This window comes from Mesorhizobium oxytropidicola (assembly GCF_056174625.1).
Map to the genome: position 1 here is coordinate 3,189,639 of NZ_CM149692.1, position 17,756 is coordinate 3,207,394.

The 17,756-nt window shown below is 65.3% G+C and carries 15 protein-coding genes and 1 pseudogene; 13 read left to right on the top strand and 3 right to left on the bottom strand.

Annotation, left to right across the window (positions count from 1 at the left end; all coding sequences use genetic code 11):
* The first annotated feature begins 255 nt into the window (after positions 1 to 255).
* Positions 256 to 1,758, top strand: a complete 1,503-nt coding sequence (locus AC0V8S_RS15910) for a helicase HerA domain-containing protein (protein WP_475438294.1) — start codon at positions 256 to 258, stop codon at positions 1,756 to 1,758.
* Between the two features lie 22 nt (positions 1,759 to 1,780).
* Here the strand turns inward: AC0V8S_RS15910 and AC0V8S_RS15915 are convergent, their stop codons facing one another.
* Entirely contained in the window at positions 1,781 to 2,218 is a 438-nt protein-coding gene (locus AC0V8S_RS15915; RefSeq protein ID WP_475438632.1) for a Ros/MucR family transcriptional regulator, read from the bottom strand.
* A gap of 351 nt (positions 2,219 to 2,569) precedes the next feature.
* Between AC0V8S_RS15915 and AC0V8S_RS15920 the strand changes: the two genes are divergently transcribed.
* The 4 genes from AC0V8S_RS15920 (at position 2,570) to AC0V8S_RS15935 (ending at position 7,609) form a co-directional block, all read left to right on the top strand.
* Positions 2,570 to 3,439 (top strand): DUF6502 family protein, encoded by an 870-nt coding sequence (locus AC0V8S_RS15920; protein ID WP_475438295.1) that lies wholly within the window; start codon positions 2,570 to 2,572, stop codon positions 3,437 to 3,439.
* Positions 3,436 to 4,515, top strand: a complete 1,080-nt coding sequence (locus tag AC0V8S_RS15925; protein ID WP_475438296.1) for a DUF5666 domain-containing protein — start codon at positions 3,436 to 3,438, stop codon at positions 4,513 to 4,515. The genes AC0V8S_RS15920 and AC0V8S_RS15925 overlap by 4 nt, the downstream gene beginning before the upstream one ends.
* 755 nt (positions 4,516 to 5,270) lie before the next feature.
* Positions 5,271 to 6,785, top strand: coding sequence for a glycosyltransferase (locus AC0V8S_RS15930; protein ID WP_475438297.1), 1,515 nt, complete (start codon positions 5,271 to 5,273; stop codon positions 6,783 to 6,785).
* A gap of 17 nt (positions 6,786 to 6,802) precedes the next feature.
* The gene (locus AC0V8S_RS15935; RefSeq protein ID WP_475438298.1) at positions 6,803 to 7,609 is read left to right on the top strand and encodes a hypothetical protein; all 807 of its coding nucleotides are present in this window, start codon (positions 6,803 to 6,805) and stop codon (positions 7,607 to 7,609) included.
* 82 nt (positions 7,610 to 7,691) lie between these two features.
* Here the strand turns inward: AC0V8S_RS15935 and AC0V8S_RS15940 are convergent, their stop codons facing one another.
* Positions 7,692 to 8,336: a GntR family transcriptional regulator gene (locus tag AC0V8S_RS15940; RefSeq protein WP_244661956.1), complete on the bottom strand. Its 645-nt coding sequence runs from the start codon at positions 8,334 to 8,336 to the stop codon at positions 7,692 to 7,694.
* A gap of 339 nt (positions 8,337 to 8,675) precedes the next feature.
* Between AC0V8S_RS15940 and AC0V8S_RS15945 the strand changes: the two genes are divergently transcribed.
* The 8 genes and pseudogenes from AC0V8S_RS15945 to atzF all read left to right on the top strand — a co-directional run bounded on the left by AC0V8S_RS15945 (position 8,676) and on the right by atzF (position 17,013).
* The gene (locus AC0V8S_RS15945; protein ID WP_183461399.1) at positions 8,676 to 9,803 is read left to right on the top strand and encodes a BMP family ABC transporter substrate-binding protein; all 1,128 of its coding nucleotides are present in this window, start codon (positions 8,676 to 8,678) and stop codon (positions 9,801 to 9,803) included.
* Positions 9,804 to 9,821: 18 nt separating this feature from the next.
* Positions 9,822 to 10,964 carry an ABC transporter permease gene (locus AC0V8S_RS15950; RefSeq protein ID WP_183461397.1) on the top strand — a complete coding sequence of 381 codons (1,143 nt, stop codon included), beginning with the start codon at positions 9,822 to 9,824 and terminating at the stop codon, positions 10,962 to 10,964.
* Positions 10,964 to 11,891 (top strand): annotated as a pseudogene (locus AC0V8S_RS15955) (ABC transporter permease). Before AC0V8S_RS15950 ends, AC0V8S_RS15955 begins: the two are co-directional and overlap by 1 nt.
* A gap of 28 nt (positions 11,892 to 11,919) precedes the next feature.
* A complete protein-coding gene (gene biuH / locus AC0V8S_RS15960) occupies positions 11,920 to 12,621 on the top strand; it encodes a biuret amidohydrolase (RefSeq protein WP_475438299.1) in 702 nt (233 codons plus the stop codon).
* 10 nt (positions 12,622 to 12,631) lie between these two features.
* Positions 12,632 to 14,155 carry an ABC transporter ATP-binding protein gene (locus tag AC0V8S_RS15965; RefSeq protein ID WP_475438300.1) on the top strand — a complete coding sequence of 508 codons (1,524 nt, stop codon included), beginning with the start codon at positions 12,632 to 12,634 and terminating at the stop codon, positions 14,153 to 14,155.
* Positions 14,155 to 14,823: a cysteine hydrolase family protein gene (locus AC0V8S_RS15970; protein ID WP_475438301.1), complete on the top strand. Its 669-nt coding sequence runs from the start codon at positions 14,155 to 14,157 to the stop codon at positions 14,821 to 14,823. Before AC0V8S_RS15965 ends, AC0V8S_RS15970 begins: the two co-directional genes overlap by 1 nt.
* On the top strand, positions 14,816 to 15,166 hold the full coding sequence (locus AC0V8S_RS15975; protein WP_475438302.1) for a cupin domain-containing protein: 351 nt from the start codon (positions 14,816 to 14,818) through the stop codon (positions 15,164 to 15,166). Before AC0V8S_RS15970 ends, AC0V8S_RS15975 begins: the two co-directional genes overlap by 8 nt.
* Positions 15,163 to 17,013: an allophanate hydrolase gene (gene atzF / locus AC0V8S_RS15980; RefSeq protein ID WP_475438303.1), complete on the top strand. Its 1,851-nt coding sequence runs from the start codon at positions 15,163 to 15,165 to the stop codon at positions 17,011 to 17,013. Before AC0V8S_RS15975 ends, atzF begins: the two co-directional genes overlap by 4 nt.
* Before the next feature lie 17 nt (positions 17,014 to 17,030).
* Here atzF and AC0V8S_RS15985 read toward each other — a convergent pair whose 3' ends face one another.
* Complete coding sequence (locus tag AC0V8S_RS15985) at positions 17,031 to 17,666, bottom strand: class I SAM-dependent methyltransferase (protein ID WP_475438304.1); 636 nt, start codon at positions 17,664 to 17,666, stop codon at positions 17,031 to 17,033.
* Between the last annotated feature and the right edge of the window lie 90 nt (positions 17,667 to 17,756).

Consider the following 17,756-nt stretch of genomic DNA (forward strand, 5'->3'; position numbering starts at 1 on the left):
GCGTTGGGGTGCATCTCGTTGGGGCGCGATGCAAGCTCAGGCTAAACGGATGGCCGGCCTCTGCAATCGCAACGCCGGCCTATGGTGAACAGGTGGTTACTATCCACAGGCGCCGGGCGGCGCGGCCGCTCTTGCCGGCGCTTCACCCTCGCTCACAACTGTGCGCAACACCCGCTGGTTGGCCATCGGTGCTCGACGGGCCGCGCCCGGGTTGGTAAGCCCCATGCCGCGCAGGAGACCTTTTTGAGTCGAGACATGACCGTTGCGATCGAGATGGGACACACCACGGCGGGCGCCCCAGCGAACCTCGATCTCGAGGAGCTGCTGGCGACCCGCCTTCTGGTGCAGGGTAATTCGGGCTCCGGCAAGTCGCATCTCTTGCGGCGGCTCCTGGAACAGAGCGCGCCCTGGGTGCAACAGACCATCATCGACCCCGAAGGCGACTTCGTCTCGCTCGGCGAGCGTTACGGCCATCTGGTGATCGATGCCGAGGAGCACACCGAGCGTGGCCTGCAGGCGGCCGGCGAGCGCGCACGCATCCACCGCGTTTCCACCGTGCTCAACCTCGAAGGGCTCGACGCCGAAAACCAGATGCGGCGGGCTGCTGCCTTCCTCGGCGGGCTGTTCGAGGTTGCCCGCGACCATTGGTATCCGATGCTGGTGGTGGTGGACGAGGCGCAGCTGTTCGCGCCGGCTGTGGCCGGCGAGGTTTCGGACGAAGCGCGCAAGCTCTCGCTCGGCGCCATGACCAATCTGATGTGCCGCGGCCGCAAGCGGGGACTCGCCGGCATCATCGCCACGCAGCGGCTGGCCAAGCTTGCCAAGAATGTCGCGGCGGAAGCCTCCAATTTCCTCATGGGCCGCACCTTCCTCGACATCGACATGGCGCGCGCCGCCGATCTCTTGGGCATGGAGCGCCGCCAGGCGGAAGCGTTTCGCGACCTGGAGCGCGGCCAGTTCATGGCGCTGGGGCCGGCGCTGTCGCGGCGGCCGCTCGGACTGCGCATCGGCCCGACCGATACAAGCCCGCGCAACGGCACGCCGCGGCTGATGGCAATGCCGGAATCAGCCCTTGAGGACGCCCGCGCCATCATCCTGGCGGCACCGCCGCCCGAGACGATGCGCGCGCCGCGCCGGGCGGCGTCGCCGGACCTGCTGGACCAGCTGATGGCGGCGAAATCGGCGGCGCTGGAAATCCGCCCCGAACCGGCGGAGCCGCAAATCAGCGCCGAGGATCTGGCGGAGCGGCGCGAGCGGGTCGACCGCGTGCTGCGCGCTATTCTGGCGCAGCCCGATGCGGGTTTTCGCGTGATCGGCGTGCTCTACCAGGAATTCGTGGTGCGCTGCCGCATCGAGGGCCTCGCCTCGGTGGTGCCGGACCTCGCCGAGTTCCGCCGCATGCTGACGCGCGCCCGCGCCGGCCTTGGCTCCGAGACGACGCAGGACGACGCGTGGCGCGACGTTTCCGTCCGCGCCTCGCTGCTGCCCGACGATATGCAGGGCGTGTTCATGATGATCGCGCGGGCGGCGAAGGAGGGCTGGCCGTGCCCGAGCGACGCCGCGATCGCCCGCGCCTATGGCTCGCACTCGCTGCGCCGTGCGCGGCGTCTCCTGACCTATATCGAGGAGCAAGGCCTGATCGTCTGCCAGCTCGACGGCACGGGAAAACGCACCGTGACGCTGGTCGAGCTCGCCTGGGCCACGGCGCCCGGCGACCCCAATGCCGAGGAGGCGGAGCAGGGGAGCCTGGCGCTGTGAGGGGGCCGCCGCTTCCGGCCGGCTATTTTGATTTGCGGCCCAACCCCATGGATTTGGCGAGTTTCGAGCGCGTCGCGGAATAGTTTGGCGCCACCATCGGGTAGTTGGAAGGCAGGTTCCACTTCTTGCGATACTGGTCCGGCGTCAGGCCATAGTTCGTCTCGATATGCCGCTTCAGCGATTTGAAGCGCTTGCCGTCCTCCAGGCAGATGATGAAATCGGGCGTCACGGATTTTTTGACGGGGACGGCATATCTGATCTCGTCGGGGCCGCCATCGGCAACACCATCCGAAATATTGCGGATCGACGCGTGTATTTTGCCGATGAAGTCAGGAAGCTCGGCGGCGGGAATGGGGTTGTTCGAGACATAGGATGAGACAATGTCGGCGGTTATCGAAATAACCGGATCGATAGTCTTTCCGTTTCCGGCGTACGTGCTGGCGCCGTCCGTAACTTCAATCGGCGTTTCTTCGAAAATTCCTCCGGCCCGGACTATGGTTGGTCTGACATAAGGCTTCTTCAAAAGGTTTCTCCTTGACGAGCATGGGCTGGCTGATGCATCTGTCGGATCATATTTGTGGGAAAATTTCACACGTGTCAACTGGTGTGAAACTCGTCCCTGGATGATTTCGGCCAAGTCGAAGCGTTGTTCCCCGCCAGAGTGCGGGTAACTGGACTGACGTGACAGAAGGACCGTCGATGTCGCTTCTTTGGCCGGCGCCCTTGTGGAAGCATTTCCCACGAGCTATTTTCGTCAGGAATTTCCGAGGGATGGATGACCGATTTCACGATTGGCAAGTGAAGGACGACGATGAGCAAATCGGGGGGACAATATCTGGATGCCGCAGGGGTCCAGAACGCGTTGAACCGGGTCCTTCGCCCTTTGGTGCGGTTGGCCATCAAGTGCGGCGTGACCTTTCCGGCCTTCGTCGATCTGCTGCGCCAGCTCTACGTCAATGTGGCCGAGCATGAATTCGCGCTGCCGGACAAGCAGCAGACCGACTCCAGGGTCAGCCTGCTGACGGGCGTGCACAGGAAGGAAGTCAGCCGGCTGAGAGGGGCGGGCGCTCCGGTGCGGGTGGTGCCCGATTCCGTTTCCAGGACCAGCGCCATCGTCGCGCGCTGGCTTGCCGATCCGCAGTTCGTCGACGCCAAGGGCGTGCCGTTGCCGCTGGCGCGAACGAGTGAGGCGGGAGAGCCATCCTTTGCCGGCCTGGTGGAATCGGTAACCCGCGACCTGCGGCCGCGAGCAGTTCTCGACGACTGGCTCGACCGAAAGCTGGTCGAAATCGACGGCAAGGACCGGATCGTGCTGATGGAAGGGGCAATGGTGCCGCGCGGCGACGGCGAGGTCCGGCTCTACTATTTTGCCCGCAATCTCGGGGATCATGCGGCCGCCTCGGTCCAGAACGTCCTGGCCGACGCGCCGCCCTTCCTCGAGCGCGCCGTCCACTATGACGGGCTGTCGGAAGAGCTGGCCAGGTCGCTCGAGGCCTACAGCCGCGAGATCGCGGTGGAGACGCTGCTGCGCCTGAACAAATACGCAAACCAGGCCATTCAAAGCGATCCGGGCGGGACCAGCCGGTGGAACTGGGGTGTCTATATCCTCACCTCCGACGGCACGTCGCTCGTTGCCGAAGAAACGCCCGAGAACAAGGATGCCGGCGGAGAGACGGCATGAGCGGGAGGCCGACGAGACGGGGTTTCCTGACGCTCGCAGCCGCCGTGCCGGCGGTGTTTTTCAGTCTGCTTGCGCGGGCGACCGAACCGTCGAAAGACCAGGGCATTGGCGGCACCGGCTGGACGGCCGGGACCGACGGCGACCAGGGCATCGGCGGCACCGGCATCGTCGGAACGATCCAGCGCTTCGGCAGCATTTTCGTCAACGGTGTGCGGGTTCAGTACCAGCCTGACGTGCCGGTCTGGATCGACGACGTCCGCGTCGCCCCGAACAGCCTGAAGATCGGGCATGTCGTGCGCGTCGCGGTGGTGCAAAAGGCCGATCGCATCGTGACCTCAGCCATCCATGTCACCAGCGAGGTGGTGGGGCCGGTGGAGCACAAAACAGCCAAATCGATGCGGGTGCTGGGACAGCAGGTCGACATCAGCCAGCTTGCGGAGGGATTGAAGGTCGGGGTGGGCGATATCGTTGCGGTTCACGGCATTCGCCGGCCCGACGGGAAAATCGTCGCCAGCCTGGTGGAGGCGAGGCCGGATGAGCAGACCTATCTGCTTCGCGGCCTGGCGATGGTGCGGTCGGGCGCGTTGCTGGTCGGGCAGCTCAAGATCGGAGCCGGTTCGTCGCCGCTGGCAAATCGGCGCGTTCAGCTGACCCTCTCGAAGGCCACGGGCGGATACAGAGTGGTGCATCTGGAAGCGGAAGCGCCGGTTCCGCAGGCCAATGTCGCGGATGTTCTCTACGAGACGTTTCTGCAGCGCCGCGGGCAATTGCTGGAATCGGGTCTTGGCGTCGCCGTCGACAATCAGAATGGCGACGTGAAATCGACTGGTGCCGTCAGGGCGTTTATCGAGGTCGGGTTTGATCGCGAGGGCAATATCGTGTCGGCGTCGCGTGGTCGCGGTGCCGGCGGACCGTCGCCGAACCAACCTGGGCCGAACCCACCGGGTCTGCCCGGTCAGCCTCCCGGCGGGCTGAATGGGCCAGGTACTCCGGGTGGACCCGGCGGACCGAATGGGCCAGGCGGCCCGGGAGGGCCTGGTGGACCTGGGGGCCCCGGTGGCCCAGGCGGGCCTTAGTCCAACATGATTTCTCTCGGCGGAACGCGGCAGTCTTCACCGGTTGGCGCTGCCCCTCACTGTCCTCCCGGACATCTCTCCCCGTATAGTGACGGGAGAGAGGGGCTGGCCGCAACGGCGGCGCCTTTTTTGCAACACTGGAGATTGGCGAAGCCGCCGATGACAGCGTCACTCTCCCCGTCACTATATGGGGAGAGGATGCCGGCAGGCAGGTGAGGGGCAGCGCCAACGGCTGGCCGTTATTGCGCAGTGGAATTGGAGCGGTTCATCGCTTCACGAAACGCTGAGCGCCTCCATTTCCTATAGCTTTGCGCATCTTCGGATGGGGGGAAGTCCCTCGCACTTCCTGTGCGGAAGCAATAATCCGGCCGGTCCGTCCTTTGCGATAGACGGAACCGGCCGGCGCAGCCGTACGGGGCTCGTTGGGTAGGGGTATGAGCTTTTTTGGGTACGGCTGCTTTCCGCGGACCATGCGGGGGGCGGACGGTCCGCTGAATCCTATGGAATGTCTCGGTTTCCTTCCTCTCACAGTCGCTGATAGTCAATATGTGGGAAAATTACCCACAAGTCAACTCTGTGTGCTTGACGTGGGTAAATTTCCCACGTAGAAGAAATCAACACCTGAGGACGATCATTTGCAACCCTCGGGCCTCGGAACAAAGGCAAACAATCCGAAAGGATGCGGCTTTGACCGCCACGGATTTTGTTGCCTCCGGATTGATTGATTTCGGTGAAGCAACCTCGAAGGTAAATCATTGAAAAAACTGTATATTGATGCCTCCCTGCCGTTTCGCTGGGGGCCGCATCCACCAGTCGGTATCCCGCGCGTCGAAACAGCGCTCATTCGCCAGGCGCTTCGTTGGAAGGGATCGCCGGTCGGCTTCTTCATCGTCGACGCGTGGGGGCAGGGTCAGAGGCTCGATGAAACCGAGCTTCGGTATCTGAAGCGGCTCGTCGACGGTGATCTGCCGCAGCCGATTGGCGGCGAGGGCAGCTCCTATCTGACGCGGCTGTGGAAAGTGCTGGCGATCATGCGGGAGGCGCCCTTTGCCTGTGGGCGCGAGTTCGATCGCGTGGCGGCGATCTTCCTCTCGGGTTCGGAGAAGAGGCGCGGGCTCAAGTTTCAGCTGTCCAAGACGGCCATTCGGCTTTTTAAGATCGTGAAGTCGGCGCTCCGCCCAAGCAGGCTCGACACCGGAGATCCGCTGAAAGACGAAAACGCCATCTGCTTTCTGTCCAGCGCAAGCGTGCACGAGTTCGCCGCCAAGAAGCTCACGAGAAAGGCCAAAAGCGGCATCTTCACCCTGATGCACGACCTCATTCCGATCGACTTCCCGCAATTCGTCGGTCCGCATCACGCGCGCGGTTTTGTCCGCAACACGGCATGGCAGCTGGAAAATGCGCAGCTGCTCGTCTGCGTGTCGAGATACACCGCCGACAGGGTGAAATGCCATGCGAAGGCCTCCGGCCTGCGCCAGATTCCTGAGGTCGCGGTTGCATCGCCTGGCGCTTTCCTGAGGGAAAGCGTCACCGACCCGGAGATGTCGGTCGAACGGCAAAACCGGAACCGCAAATTCGTCCTCTACTGCTCGACGATCGAGATCCGGAAAAACCACATCCTGCTGCTCAAGGTCTGGCACCGGCTTTTGCCGCTGCTGGGAGACCGGCTGCCGACGCTTGTCCTGTGCGGTCGATGGGGCTGGATGTATGAGGAACTCACTGCCTTCATGGCGCAGCATCCGGAGCTTGCTGAGCATGTCGAGTTCCGCTCCAATCTCAGCGACCGGGAGCTTGCGGAACTCTACCGGGATGCCGAATTCAGCGTCTATCCTTCCGCGGTCGAAGGCTGGGGCCTGGGTGCCGCCGAGTGCCTCGATTTCGGGCTTCCGGTGCTGATTTCGGACGCGCCGTCGCTGACGGAGGCGACGCAAGGGCTGATGCCGACCATCCCCGCGCGCGACGTTGAAGGCTGGTGCGCCGCGGTCGCCAAGGCCTGCACGGATCCGGTCTGGCTGGCGGAATTGCGCCACATCATCGCGACACGATACCGCCCGATCCGTGAGCGCGCGTTTTTCGCCACCATAGTCGACCACGTGGCGGCAATCGACCACGCCGCAGAAGCCGACCACGCCGCGGCCGTCGACCCTGTCGCAGGCATCGCTTCAGATGATCTAGCGCCGAGGATTTATGGGCCGAACCGGGTGGTGGCCGGGCAGGCCAGGGGGCCTGGCCCGTTGGCGGCCGAACAACCAGTTTTTCGCAGGGCGTGATGGGAACCATTGTGGATATGTCGACGCTCGGCGGGGCGCGGGAGCGGCCCGGCAATATTGCCGTCCGGGTGATGGGGACGCCGCGATCCGGCACCAACCTGGCGAAGCACCTTATTGAACGCTACCTCGAAATCCCGGTCGTCTTCGATCAGGGGTTCTGGAAACACGGGGTCTTCCCCGCGTTGATGAGCGGGCGCGAGATCGACCATGGCGGCTTGCCCATTGTCGTCATGAGCAAGGATCCCGTCAGTCAGATTCTGTCGTGGTATCGCCTTGCCAGGAACGACACGATCTTCAAGCCGAACGGAAATCTCGGCTCGTTTCTCAGCAACCCGTTCGAGGTCAGGCAGGATTTTACCGGAGCAAGGCGAATGGAATACAGGTTCCGGTCGCCAGCCGATTACTGGAACCAGTTCTATTTCGCCATGGATGCGCTTCGCAGCGCCGGCGCCCCGGTGCATTTCATGTGCTATGAGCAGCTCGTCTCATCGGCGGCCACGTCGCTGTATCTGATCTCTGATTTCCTCGGCTTTGCCAGGCCTTTCGACGTCCGTAGCGTGGTGGAGATCCCGCGGCACACGCTCGACGCGAGCAATGATCTCGACCAGGTTGCGGGCATGATGGATGAGCGCGCCGCGTTTGATCCGGCGCGCGCCGAGCTGGCCTCGGCGCTGGCCAGGATCGGCTGGCGCAATGCGAGCACCATCCTGCGCGCCATCGACGACGATGTGCTCGATGCAACGGGACGGGCCGGCTTTCGCGAGATGTGCCGCGAGGCGGTTGGCCCGGTTGCGATGCTTAGATCGCTGGTCGGGTTTTGGTGAGGGGGCTTGTCGCACCGGTTGTGCGACACGGCTTGGCCATGTCCCCGATGCCATTGAAGCTGGCTGGACCCTCAGCCTGACGTCACCGGCGCATGGTGGCGGCCTTCGGCTGGTCGCCGACAGCAAAGACGGCGCTTGCCTCGCTGACGATGGAGACGTGGTCGCGCGCGGCCTTGCCTGCGGCGGCGCCGTCGCCACGCAGGATCGCGGTGACGATGGCATCATGCTCCTGCCAGGATTTGGCCAGGCGTCCGGCCAGCCTGAACTGGGCGCGGCGGAAGGGGGCCAGCCGGCTGCGCGTCGTCGCCGTCAGCTCCTGGATGTGGGTGCTGTGGGCGCCGCGATAGAGCCGGCTGTGGAACTCGGTGTTGAAATATTCATAGTCTTCCTCGGCGCCCAGCCGCACCAGCCGCGCCGAGGCCTGGTGCTCGGTCTCGAGCGCGCGGCGCTCGCTGCCGGTCATGCGCTCGGCGCAGAAGCGCGCGCATATGCCTTCCAGCTCGGCCATGCTCTCGAACATCGAGGTGAGATGCTCCTGGGTAACGACGGCGACGATGGCGCCCCTGTTGGGTCGCCTTTCGACGAGGCCCATGGCGCTGAGCTGGCCGAGCGCCTCGCGCACCGGCGTGCGTGACACCTCGAAGCGGGCGGCCAGCGAAACCTCGTCGAGTTTTTCGCCCGGACGCAGCACGCCGGTGACGATGCGGTCGCCGATCGCCCGCACCATCTGATCGACGGTCGTGCCCGACCGGATCAACCCGCGCTTTGCCGACAAATCCGCTTCGCCTCCCGTGCTCCGGCGTCCCAAGCCATGAAATCCAGCGGCCAGACGGCGCGATCCCGACTCAGGTCGCACCCTCTATGCCTATGTTTTAATCTGCATGTCAAATTGGCTGTTTTCAAGGCAAAAAGTGCATGCAATTGCCTCTCGCTTGTGCATGGCGTGTTGCAACTGTCATTGATTTTATTGGATAAATTTATAAATTTGAACTGGCATGGCGATTGCATGCACTTTCTTGAGAAGGCGTTAACCGACCCGGAAAGGGTCCTACAGGGGAGCATTCAGATGACCGACAGATTCATGCTTAGCCGCCGCCAGTTGCTCAAGACCTCCGCCGCCGGGGCGGCATTCGGGCTTGCCTCGGCGGCCCTTCCCATCTCGCGGGCCTTTGCCGCCACCGCCACAGTCGGCTTCATCTATGTCGGGCCGAAGGACGACTATGGCTACAACCAGGCGCATGCCGAGGGGGCGGCGACACTGAAGGGCATCGAGGGCATTACCGTCGTCGAGGAGGAGAACGTGCCGGAAACGGTCGATGTCCAGAAGACGATGGAATCGATGATCAATCTCGACGGCGCCTCGCTGATCTTCCCGACCTCGTTCGGCTATTTCGACCCGCACATGCTGGCGATGTGCGCGAAATTCCCCGACGTGCAGTTCCGCCACTGCGGCGGCATGTGGGACAAGGCCAAGCATCCGATGAATGCCGGCTCCTATTTCGGCTATATCGGCATGGGCCAGTATCTGAACGGTGTCGTTGCCGGCCACACCTCGAAGACCAAGAAACTCGGCTTCGTCGCCGCCAAGCCGATCCCGCAGGTGCTGCTCAACATCAATTCCTTCCTGCTCGGCGCGCGCTCGGTCGATCCGGCCATCACCTGCCAGGTCATCTTCACCGGCGAATGGTCGCTGGCGGTCAAGGAAGCGGAAGCCACCAACGCGCTGGTCGACCAGGGCGCCGACGTCATCACCTGCCATGTCGACAGCCCGAAGGTGGTGGTCGAGACCGCGGCCGGCCGCGGCGCCTTCGTCTGCGGCTATCACGCCAACCAGAGCCCGCTGGCGCCGGAAAAATACCTGACCGGCGCCGAGTGGAACTGGGCCAAGGTCTACAAGATGTTCGTCGACGACCTCGTCGCCGGCACGCCGCTGCCCAACTTCACCCGCGGCGGCCTGGCCGACGGCTTCGTCAAGATGAGCCCGCTCGGCCCCGCCGTCGGCGAGCCGGCGCGCAAGCAGTTCGACGCCACGCTGGCTGAAATGATGAAGGGTGGCTTCTCCGTCATCAAGGGGCCGCTGAAGAGCAACAAGGGTGCCGTCGTCGCCACCGCGGGCCAGGCCTTCGTCGAGACCGCCATCGAGCTCGAAAGCATGGATTATCTCGTCGAGGGCGTCGTCGGCTCGACCGCCTGATCTGAGGGGAGTGGGGCGATGACGGATACGGTGACAGAAGCCGGCGTGCCGGCACTCTTCGGCGCCAGGTTCTATCCGGCGGCGCTGGAATGGATCGCGCGGCGGGCGGAGGCTTTCGTCATTCCGCTGGCGGCACTCGTCGTCGGCATGGCGCTGTTCAGCCTGTTCATTGCGCTCGTCGGCAAGTCGCCGGTCCTGCTCTATGAAACCATGTGGCGCGGCGGTTTCGGCTCCTGGTTCTCCATCCAGAACTCGCTGTCGCGGGCCGCACCGCTGCTTCTGGCGGCGCTGTGCGTGGCGCTGCCGGCGCGGCTTGGCCTCGTCGTCATCGGCGGCGAGGGCGCCATCGTGCTCGGCGGTGTTGCCGCCGCTGCCATCGGCGTGACGCTGAGCGGCGCGCCTTCCCCAATCGTCATTCTTGCCATGGGCGTGGCGGGCCTGGCCGCCGGCGGCATCTGGATCGGTGCCGTCGGCGCGCTGCGCCACTACCGGGCTGTCAACGAAACCATCTCCAGCCTGCTGATGGCCTACATCGCCATAGCGCTGATGAACCAGCTGGTCGAAGGGCCGCTGCGCGACCCGGCCTCGCTCAACAAGCCGTCGACGCAGCCGCTGGCGGAGATCTACCGTATCGGCAACATACCGGGCATGGACGTGCATTGGGGGCTGGTCGTCGGCGTCGTCGCCTGCGTCCTGTCCTGGGTGCTCATCGAAAAGACCCGCTGGGGTTTTGCCGCCCGCATCGCCGGTGGCAATGTGCGGGCAGCGCAGGTTCAAGGGTTGGCCGTCGGGCCGCTGATCGTCGGCTTCACGGCGCTGGCCGGTGGCTTCGCCGGGCTTGCCGGCATGCTGGAGGTCGCCGCCGTGCAGGGCAGCGCCAATGCCTCGCTCGCCGCCGGCTATGGCTATACCGGCATCCTCGTCGCCTTCCTGGCCCGCCACAATCCGCTGGCCATCATCCCGGTCGCCATCCTGCTTGGCGGCATCGACGCCTCGGGCGGGCTGATCCAGCGCCGCCTCGACCTGCCCGACGCCACCGTGCTGGTGCTGCAAGGCATGATCTTCATCGTCATCCTGTTCAGCGAAACCTTTTACGGCCGCTTCAAGGCCTTCAATCCCGATCTGTGGAAGAGGCCCGATCTCTTGAAGGGGACTGCCTGATGGACGCCACCGAAATCGGCCTCTGGGGCGTGCCGCTGGCCATTCTGGGCGGCGCCATCCGCGTGTCGACGCCGTTCATCTTCGTCTCGCTGGGCGAGGCGATCACCGAGCGGTCCGGCCGGGATCAATCTGGGGCTCGAAGGCACGCTCGTCTTCGGCGCCATGACCGCCTATGCGGTCGCGGTGATGACCAACTCGCCCTGGATCGGCCTGCTCGCCGCGGCCTTCGCCGGCCTGTGCTTCGGCCTGTTCCACGGCTGGATCTGCAAATTCCCCAAGGTGAACGACATCGCCATCGGCATCGCGCTGATGCTGTTCGGCTCGGGGCTCGCCTTCTTCTTCGGTAAGCCGTTCATCAAGCCGAAGGCGCCCAATCTGCCGGCCATTCCCTTCGGCGGCTGGTCCGACATTCCGCAGGTGCAGGCGGCACTCGACGTCAACGTGCTGTTCCTGATCGGGGCGGTGCTGTCGGTCATCCTGTGGTGGGCGTTCCGCAACACGCGCGCAGGTCTCATTGTGCGCGTCGTCGGCGACAGTTCGGACGCGGCACGCGCCATGGGTCTCAACCCCGACACGGTGCGGCTCGCCGCCACCGGCGTCGGCGGCGCGCTCGCCGGCATCGGCGGCGCCTATCTGTCGCTCTATTATCCCGGCAGCTGGACCGAGCGCATTTCTTCGGGGCAGGGCCTGATGGCGGTGGCGCTGGTCATCTTCGCGCGCTGGAACCCGCTCGGCTGCTTTGCCGCCGCGCTGCTGTTCGGCGGGGCGGGCGCGCTCGGACCGGCGCTGCAATCGGTCGGCGTCACGCAAGGCTACTACCTGTTCTACGCCGCACCCTACATCCTCACCCTCATCATCATGATCGCCACCTCGTCGCCGACACGCTCGCTTGCCGGCGCGCCGGGCGAATTGTCGATCACCAAATGACTGGCACCAAATGACTGGAGTTTTGCCTATGAACGCCAGAGCCGAATTCACCCAGCACACGATCGATGCCGAGCCCTATCCGTGGCCCTATAATGGCGACCTGCGACCCGACAACACGGCGCTGATCATCATCGACATGCAGACCGATTTCTGCGGGCCGGGCGGCTATGTCGACCATATGGGCTACGACCTCTCACTGGTCCGGGCGCCGATCGAGCCGATCAAGGCGGTGCTGTCGGCGATGCGGGCCAAGGGCTACACCATCATCCACACGCGCGAGGGGCATCGGCCCGATCTCGCCGACCTGCCGGCCAACAAGCGCTGGCGCTCGCGCCGCATCAATGCCGGCATCGGTGATCCCGGCCCGTGCGGGCGCATCCTGGTGCGCGGCGAGCCGGGATGGGACATCATCCCCGACCTCTATCCGATCGAGGGCGAGCCGATCATCGACAAGCCCGGCAAGGGCTCGTTCTGCGCCACCGACCTGGAGCTGATCCTCAACCAGCGCGGCATCGAGAACATCGTGCTGACCGGCATCACCACCGATGTCTGCGTGCACACCACCATGCGCGAGGCCAATGACCGCGGCTATGAATGCATGATGCTGGAGGACTGCTGCGGGGCGACCGACTACGGCAACCATCTGGCGGCGATCAAGATGATCAAGATGCAGGGCGGCGTCTTCGGCACGGTGTCGAATTCGAAGGCGCTCGTCGCGCAACTGCCGTGAGGAGGCCGCGATGAGTGACAGGAAAGCGGTCGGCGTCGAGACCATCGGCATGACCATGCGTTTCGGCGGCTTCACGGCGCTGGACGCCGTGTCGGTGAAGGTGCCGGCAGGCTCCTTCCACGCGCTGCTTGGCGAGAACGGCGCCGGCAAGTCGACGCTGGTCAAATGCATGATGGGTTTTTATCACCCGACCTCAGGCGACATCCTGGTCGATGGCCGCGAGGTGGCGATTGCCAGTCCGCGCGACGCTTCGGCGCTTGGGCTCGGCATGGTCTACCAGCATTTTACCCTCGTGCCGTCGCTGACCGGGGCTGAGAATCTCGTCATCTCGCGCGAAAAGGTTCCCGGCATCATCGACTGGCGCAAGGAGCGCGGCGAGCTTGCCGTGTTCATGGAGCGCATGCCGTTCAAGCTGCCGCTCGACGTCAAGGTGGCGGAGCTCGCGGCCGGCGAGAAGCAGAAGCTCGAAATCATCAAGCAGCTCTATCTCGGCCGTTCCTTCCTGGTGCTGGACGAGCCGACCTCGGTGCTGACGCCCGGCGAGGCGCAGGAGGTGCTGGGGCTGGTGCGCGACATGACCAAAGCCGGCGACCTCACCGTGCTGATGATCTCGCACAAATTCCATGAGGTGACCGCCTTCGCCGACGATGTCAGCGTGCTGCGCAAGGGCAGACTGACGGGAACCGGACGCGTCGCCCATCTCGACCACAAGGCGATGGCGGCGATGATGATCGGCGACCAGCCGATCGCCGCTCTCGACAGCCGCGCAGCACCCAAGGCCGATGCCGAGATCGTGCTCAAGGTCAAATCGCTGAAGGCGCCGGATCGCACCGGGCTGAAGTCGATCCGCATCGAGGATCTCGGCGTGCGTTCGGGCGAGATCGTCGGCATTGCCGGCATTTCCGGCAACGGCCAGAAGGAGTTTCTGGAAGTGCTGGCCGGCCAGCGGCCGCGCGACGCCGGCGAGGTGCTGGTGCGCGGCTCCGCCTATGCGGCGACGCGCGCCGAGGCGCGCGCGCTCAATGTGCGGCTCATTCCCGAGGAGCCGCTGAAGAATGCCTGCGCGCCGAAAATGACGGTGGCCGAGAACATCTCCTTCCGCACCTTCGACATGGACGGCAAGGGCAAGCCGGTGAGCTGGATCAATGCCAGCGCCATCCGCGCCTTCAGCGCCAGGCTGGTCGAGCAGTTCAAGGTCAAGACCGCATCGCTGTCGTCGCCCATCGCCTCGCTGTCGGGCGGCAATGTGCAGCGCGCGGTGCTGGCGCGCGAGCTGACCGGCGAGGTCGACCTGCTGATCGTCTCCAACCCCTGTTTCGGCCTCGACTTCTCGGCGGTGGCCGAAATCCGTGCCCGCATCATGAAAGCGCGCAATGCGGGTGCCGCGGTGCTGTTGATGTCGGAAGACCTCGACGAGCTGCTGGAACTGTCCGACCGCATTTTCGTCATGTCGGATGGCGCGCTGGTCTACGAGACGCCGATCGCCGGGGCGATCGTGCAGACAATCGGTGAGCATATGGCGGGACATCACTGATGGCGGAAATCGATGCGCTGCCTTTCGCCTTTGCCTTCAAGCCGGATACGATGGCGCTGGTCGTCATCGACATGCAGCGCGATTTCGCCGAGCCGGGTGGCTTCGGCGCCAGCCTCGGCAATGATGTCAGCCGGGTCACGGCGATCGTGCCGACGGTGAAGAAATTGATCGAAGGGTTCCGTGCCGCCGGCCTGCCGGTGATCCACACCATGGAGTGCCACCGCGCCGATCTGTCCGACCTGCCGCCGGCCAAGCGCAATCGCGGCAATCCGTCGATCCGCATCGGCGATGTCGGGCCGATGGGCAGGGTGCTGATCGTCGGCGAGCCGGGCACGGCAATCCTCGACGAACTCAAGCCGCTGCCGGGCGAGATCGTCATCGAGAAGCCCGGCAAGGGGGCCTTCTATGCGACCAGCTTCGGTGACGAGCTGAAGCGGCTCGGCGCCAGGCAGCTGGTTTTCGCCGGTGTCACCACCGAGGTCTGCGTGCAGACGACGATGCGCGAGGCCAATGATCGCGGCTATGAGTGCCTGCTCGCCGAAGACGCGACGGAAAGCTATTTCCCCGAGTTCAAGGCGGCGGCCATCGCCATGATCCGGGCGCAAGGCGCCATCGTCGGCTGGACGGCGACGACCGACCAGGTGCTGCAGGGACTTGCCGATGGCTAATCTGAGTTTTGCCGGCCTCGTCGGTGGCGGCTGGCGCGACCTGGCGTTCGAGCCTTTTCGCGAGGGCATCACGGTGCACTGGCTGCTCAAGGGCGGGCCGGTCGAGCCGTCGGTGGCGATCCTCGACTACCGGGCCGGCGCCGGCGTGCCGCGCCACCGCCATGTCGGGCTGGAAACCATCGTCGTGCTCGCGGGCACGCAGAGCGACGAGAATGGCGACTATTCAGCCGGCAGCGTCATCCTGAACCCGGTCGGCACCGAGCATTCGGTGTGGACGAAGGACGGCTGCGTCGTGCTGATCCAGTGGGATTTGCCGGTGATCATTCTGGGGGAGGCCACATGAGCGAGATCCGTTTCGACATCGGCAGTCTGCACGCGGCCTATGCGGCTGGTGTCAGTGTCGCCGACATGATCGATGCCGTGCATGCGCGCATCGCGGCGGCTGACGATCCCGGTATCTTCATTCATCTGGTCAGCCGGGCGGAGATGCTGGCGCAGGCGCAAAAGCTCGGGCCGTTCGATCCGGTGGCCAAGCCGTTGTGGGGCGTGCCGTTCGCGGTCAAGGACAACATCGACGTCGCCGGCATGCCGACCACGGCCGCTTGCGCCGAATATGCCTATGTGCCCGACAAGGACGCCACCGTGGTGGCGCGGCTGAAGGCCGCCGGCGCGCTGGTGGTCGGCAAGACCAATCTCGACCAGTTCGCAACCGGCCTTGTCGGCGTGCGCACGCCATACCCGATCCCGAGGAACACCGTCGATGCCAGCCTCGTGCCCGGCGGCTCCTCGTCGGGGTCGGCGGTGGCGACGGCGCGCGGTATCGTGTCCTTCGCGCTCGGCACCGATACGGCCGGGTCCGGCCGCATCCCCGCCGGCCTCAACAACATCGTCGGGCTGAAACCGACGGTCGGCGCGCTTTCGGCCGCCGGTGTGGTGCCGGCCTGCCGGACGCTCGACTGCGTCTCGGTGTTCGCGCTGACCGTCGACGACGCCTATGCGGTATTCGCTGTTGCGGCCGCCAAGGATGCCGCCGATGCCTATTCGCGCGCGATCAAGGTGCCGGCGCTGGCCGCGCGCCCGCCGGTGCTGAGCGTCGGCGTGCCGGCGAAGGCGGATCTGCAATTCTTCGGCGATGCCTCGATGCAGGCGGGCTTCGAGGTGGCGCTTGGCCTTCTGGAAAAGCTCGGCTGCCGGCTGGTGGAAATCCCGTTCGGCGATTTCTACGCCACCGCCAATCTGCTCTATGAAGGCGCCTGGGTGGCCGAACGCTACGCCGCGATCCGCGATTTCATGGATGCCAACGAAGCGGCCATGCATCCGGTGACGCGCAAGATCATCGGCGGCGCGCGCGGCCTGTCGGCGGCCGATGCCTTCAAGGGGCTGTACGCGCTGCAAACCTACAAGGCCATGCTCGCCCCGGTCATCGCTTCGGTCGATCTGTTCTGCGTGCCGACCGCGCCGACGCATTATGCGCTCGACGCCGTGCTCGCCGACCCGATCACCACCAACAGCCGGCTCGGCACCTACACCAATTTCGTCAATCTGCTCGACATGTGCGGCATCGCCGTGCCGACCGGCAAGCGCTTCGACGGGCTGCCGATGAGCGTGACGTTGCTGGCCATGGCGGGCAGGGACTGGCTGACGGCGGCACTTGCCCGCGACATCCATGCCGCGAGCGGCCTGCCGCTTGGCGCGACCGGCTGGGCGCAGCCGGGCATTGCGCCCGCAGCGTCGTCAGCTGACGACGGCATGATCGATCTCGTGGTTGTCGGCGCGCATCTTTCGGGGATGCCGCTCAACGGCCAACTCACGCAGCTTGGCGCGCGGTTTTCGCGCGCGGCAAAAACATCCGCCGCCTACAGGCTTTATGCGCTGGCCGGCCAGTCCGTGCCCAAGCCTGGCTTGATCCGCGTCGCCGAAGGCGGCGGGGCCGTCGAGGTCGAGGTCTGGCGGCTGTCGGCCGACGCGTTCGGCCGCTTCGTCGCCGCCATCCCGCCGCCGCTCGGCATCGGCACCATCGAGCTCGAGGACGGCAGCTCGGCCAAGGGTTTTCTGGTCGAAACCGTTGGGCTCAGCGGTGCGTCCGACATCTCATCCTTCGGCGGCTGGCGGCGATTTGTCGAGCGCAGCGCGGCGCTGGCCGAGCAGGGCGGACAGCGAGCGAAGAGACCGGCCGGGGTGCCGGGCTGAGTGGCGGCAAAGGCCGGTCAGCCTGCCGCCGCGATGCCGGCGTGGTGGCTGCCCAACTGCCAGAAGGGCAGGGGGAACCGCCCGTGCTGCACTTCGAGCAGGCGGAAGCCCGCGCCACCGATCAGGCGCAGCGGATCGCGGTTGAGGTGGCAGCCGCCGGCGATCGATCCCCACAGCCGGTTCAGCCGCTCCTGCCACCGGCGGCAGCGCGGCCCCTCGGCCTGGCCGTGCTCGATGAAGATCAGCCGGCCCGTCGGCTTCAGGACGCGGCGGATTTCGCCGAGCGCCGCCTCGGCGTCGGGAATGGTGCAGAAGGCATAGGTGACGACCACCGTATCGGCGACGCCATCGGCCAAGGGCAGGCTTTCACCGCCGGCGCGGATGCATTCGACCGGAAATGGTGAGGCGCGGCTCTTCGGCGCGGCGAGGCCGAGCATAGTTCCGTCGGGATCGACGCCGATCAGCCGCTGCACCCTGGTTGCGTCGTAATAGGGCAGGTTGAGGCCTGAGCCGAAGCCGACCTCGACGACGACGCCTTCGGCCCGCGGGACGACGCGCCTGCGCATCTGCGAAAAGGCGCCGGCCGAGCAGCCGGCATGGACGAAATAAGGGGCAACGCAGCGCGCATACCAGGAGAGGCAAGTCTGGCACATGGTTCAGCCTCCATGCCCGGTGTTGGCAGGGGCGGCGCCCATGGCAAGAGGGGTGCGATGGCTTGATGTATTGACCGGTGACATTTCTCG

Bases quoted from the DNA above. Each gene is read 5' to 3' on its own strand.
- AC0V8S_RS15910 (WP_475438294.1), top strand. From the start codon at position 256: ATGACCGTTGCGATCGAGATGGGACACACCACGGCGGGCGCCCCAGCG.
- AC0V8S_RS15920 (WP_475438295.1), top strand. From the start codon at position 2,570: ATGAGCAAATCGGGGGGACAATATCTGGATGCCGCAGGGGTCCAGAAC.
- AC0V8S_RS15925 (WP_475438296.1), top strand. From the start codon at position 3,436: ATGAGCGGGAGGCCGACGAGACGGGGTTTCCTGACGCTCGCAGCCGCC.
- AC0V8S_RS15935 (WP_475438298.1), top strand. From the start codon at position 6,803: ATGTCGACGCTCGGCGGGGCGCGGGAGCGGCCCGGCAATATTGCCGTC.
- AC0V8S_RS15940 (WP_244661956.1), bottom strand. From the start codon at position 8,336: ATGGTGCGGGCGATCGGCGACCGCATCGTCACCGGCGTGCTGCGTCCG.
- AC0V8S_RS15945 (WP_183461399.1), top strand. From the start codon at position 8,676: ATGACCGACAGATTCATGCTTAGCCGCCGCCAGTTGCTCAAGACCTCC.
- AC0V8S_RS15950 (WP_183461397.1), top strand. From the start codon at position 9,822: ATGACGGATACGGTGACAGAAGCCGGCGTGCCGGCACTCTTCGGCGCC.
- biuH (WP_475438299.1), top strand. From the start codon at position 11,920: ATGAACGCCAGAGCCGAATTCACCCAGCACACGATCGATGCCGAGCCC.
- AC0V8S_RS15965 (WP_475438300.1), top strand. From the start codon at position 12,632: ATGAGTGACAGGAAAGCGGTCGGCGTCGAGACCATCGGCATGACCATG.
- AC0V8S_RS15970 (WP_475438301.1), top strand. From the start codon at position 14,155: ATGGCGGAAATCGATGCGCTGCCTTTCGCCTTTGCCTTCAAGCCGGAT.
- AC0V8S_RS15975 (WP_475438302.1), top strand. From the start codon at position 14,816: ATGGCTAATCTGAGTTTTGCCGGCCTCGTCGGTGGCGGCTGGCGCGAC.
- atzF (WP_475438303.1), top strand. From the start codon at position 15,163: ATGAGCGAGATCCGTTTCGACATCGGCAGTCTGCACGCGGCCTATGCG.
- AC0V8S_RS15985 (WP_475438304.1), bottom strand. From the start codon at position 17,666: ATGTGCCAGACTTGCCTCTCCTGGTATGCGCGCTGCGTTGCCCCTTAT.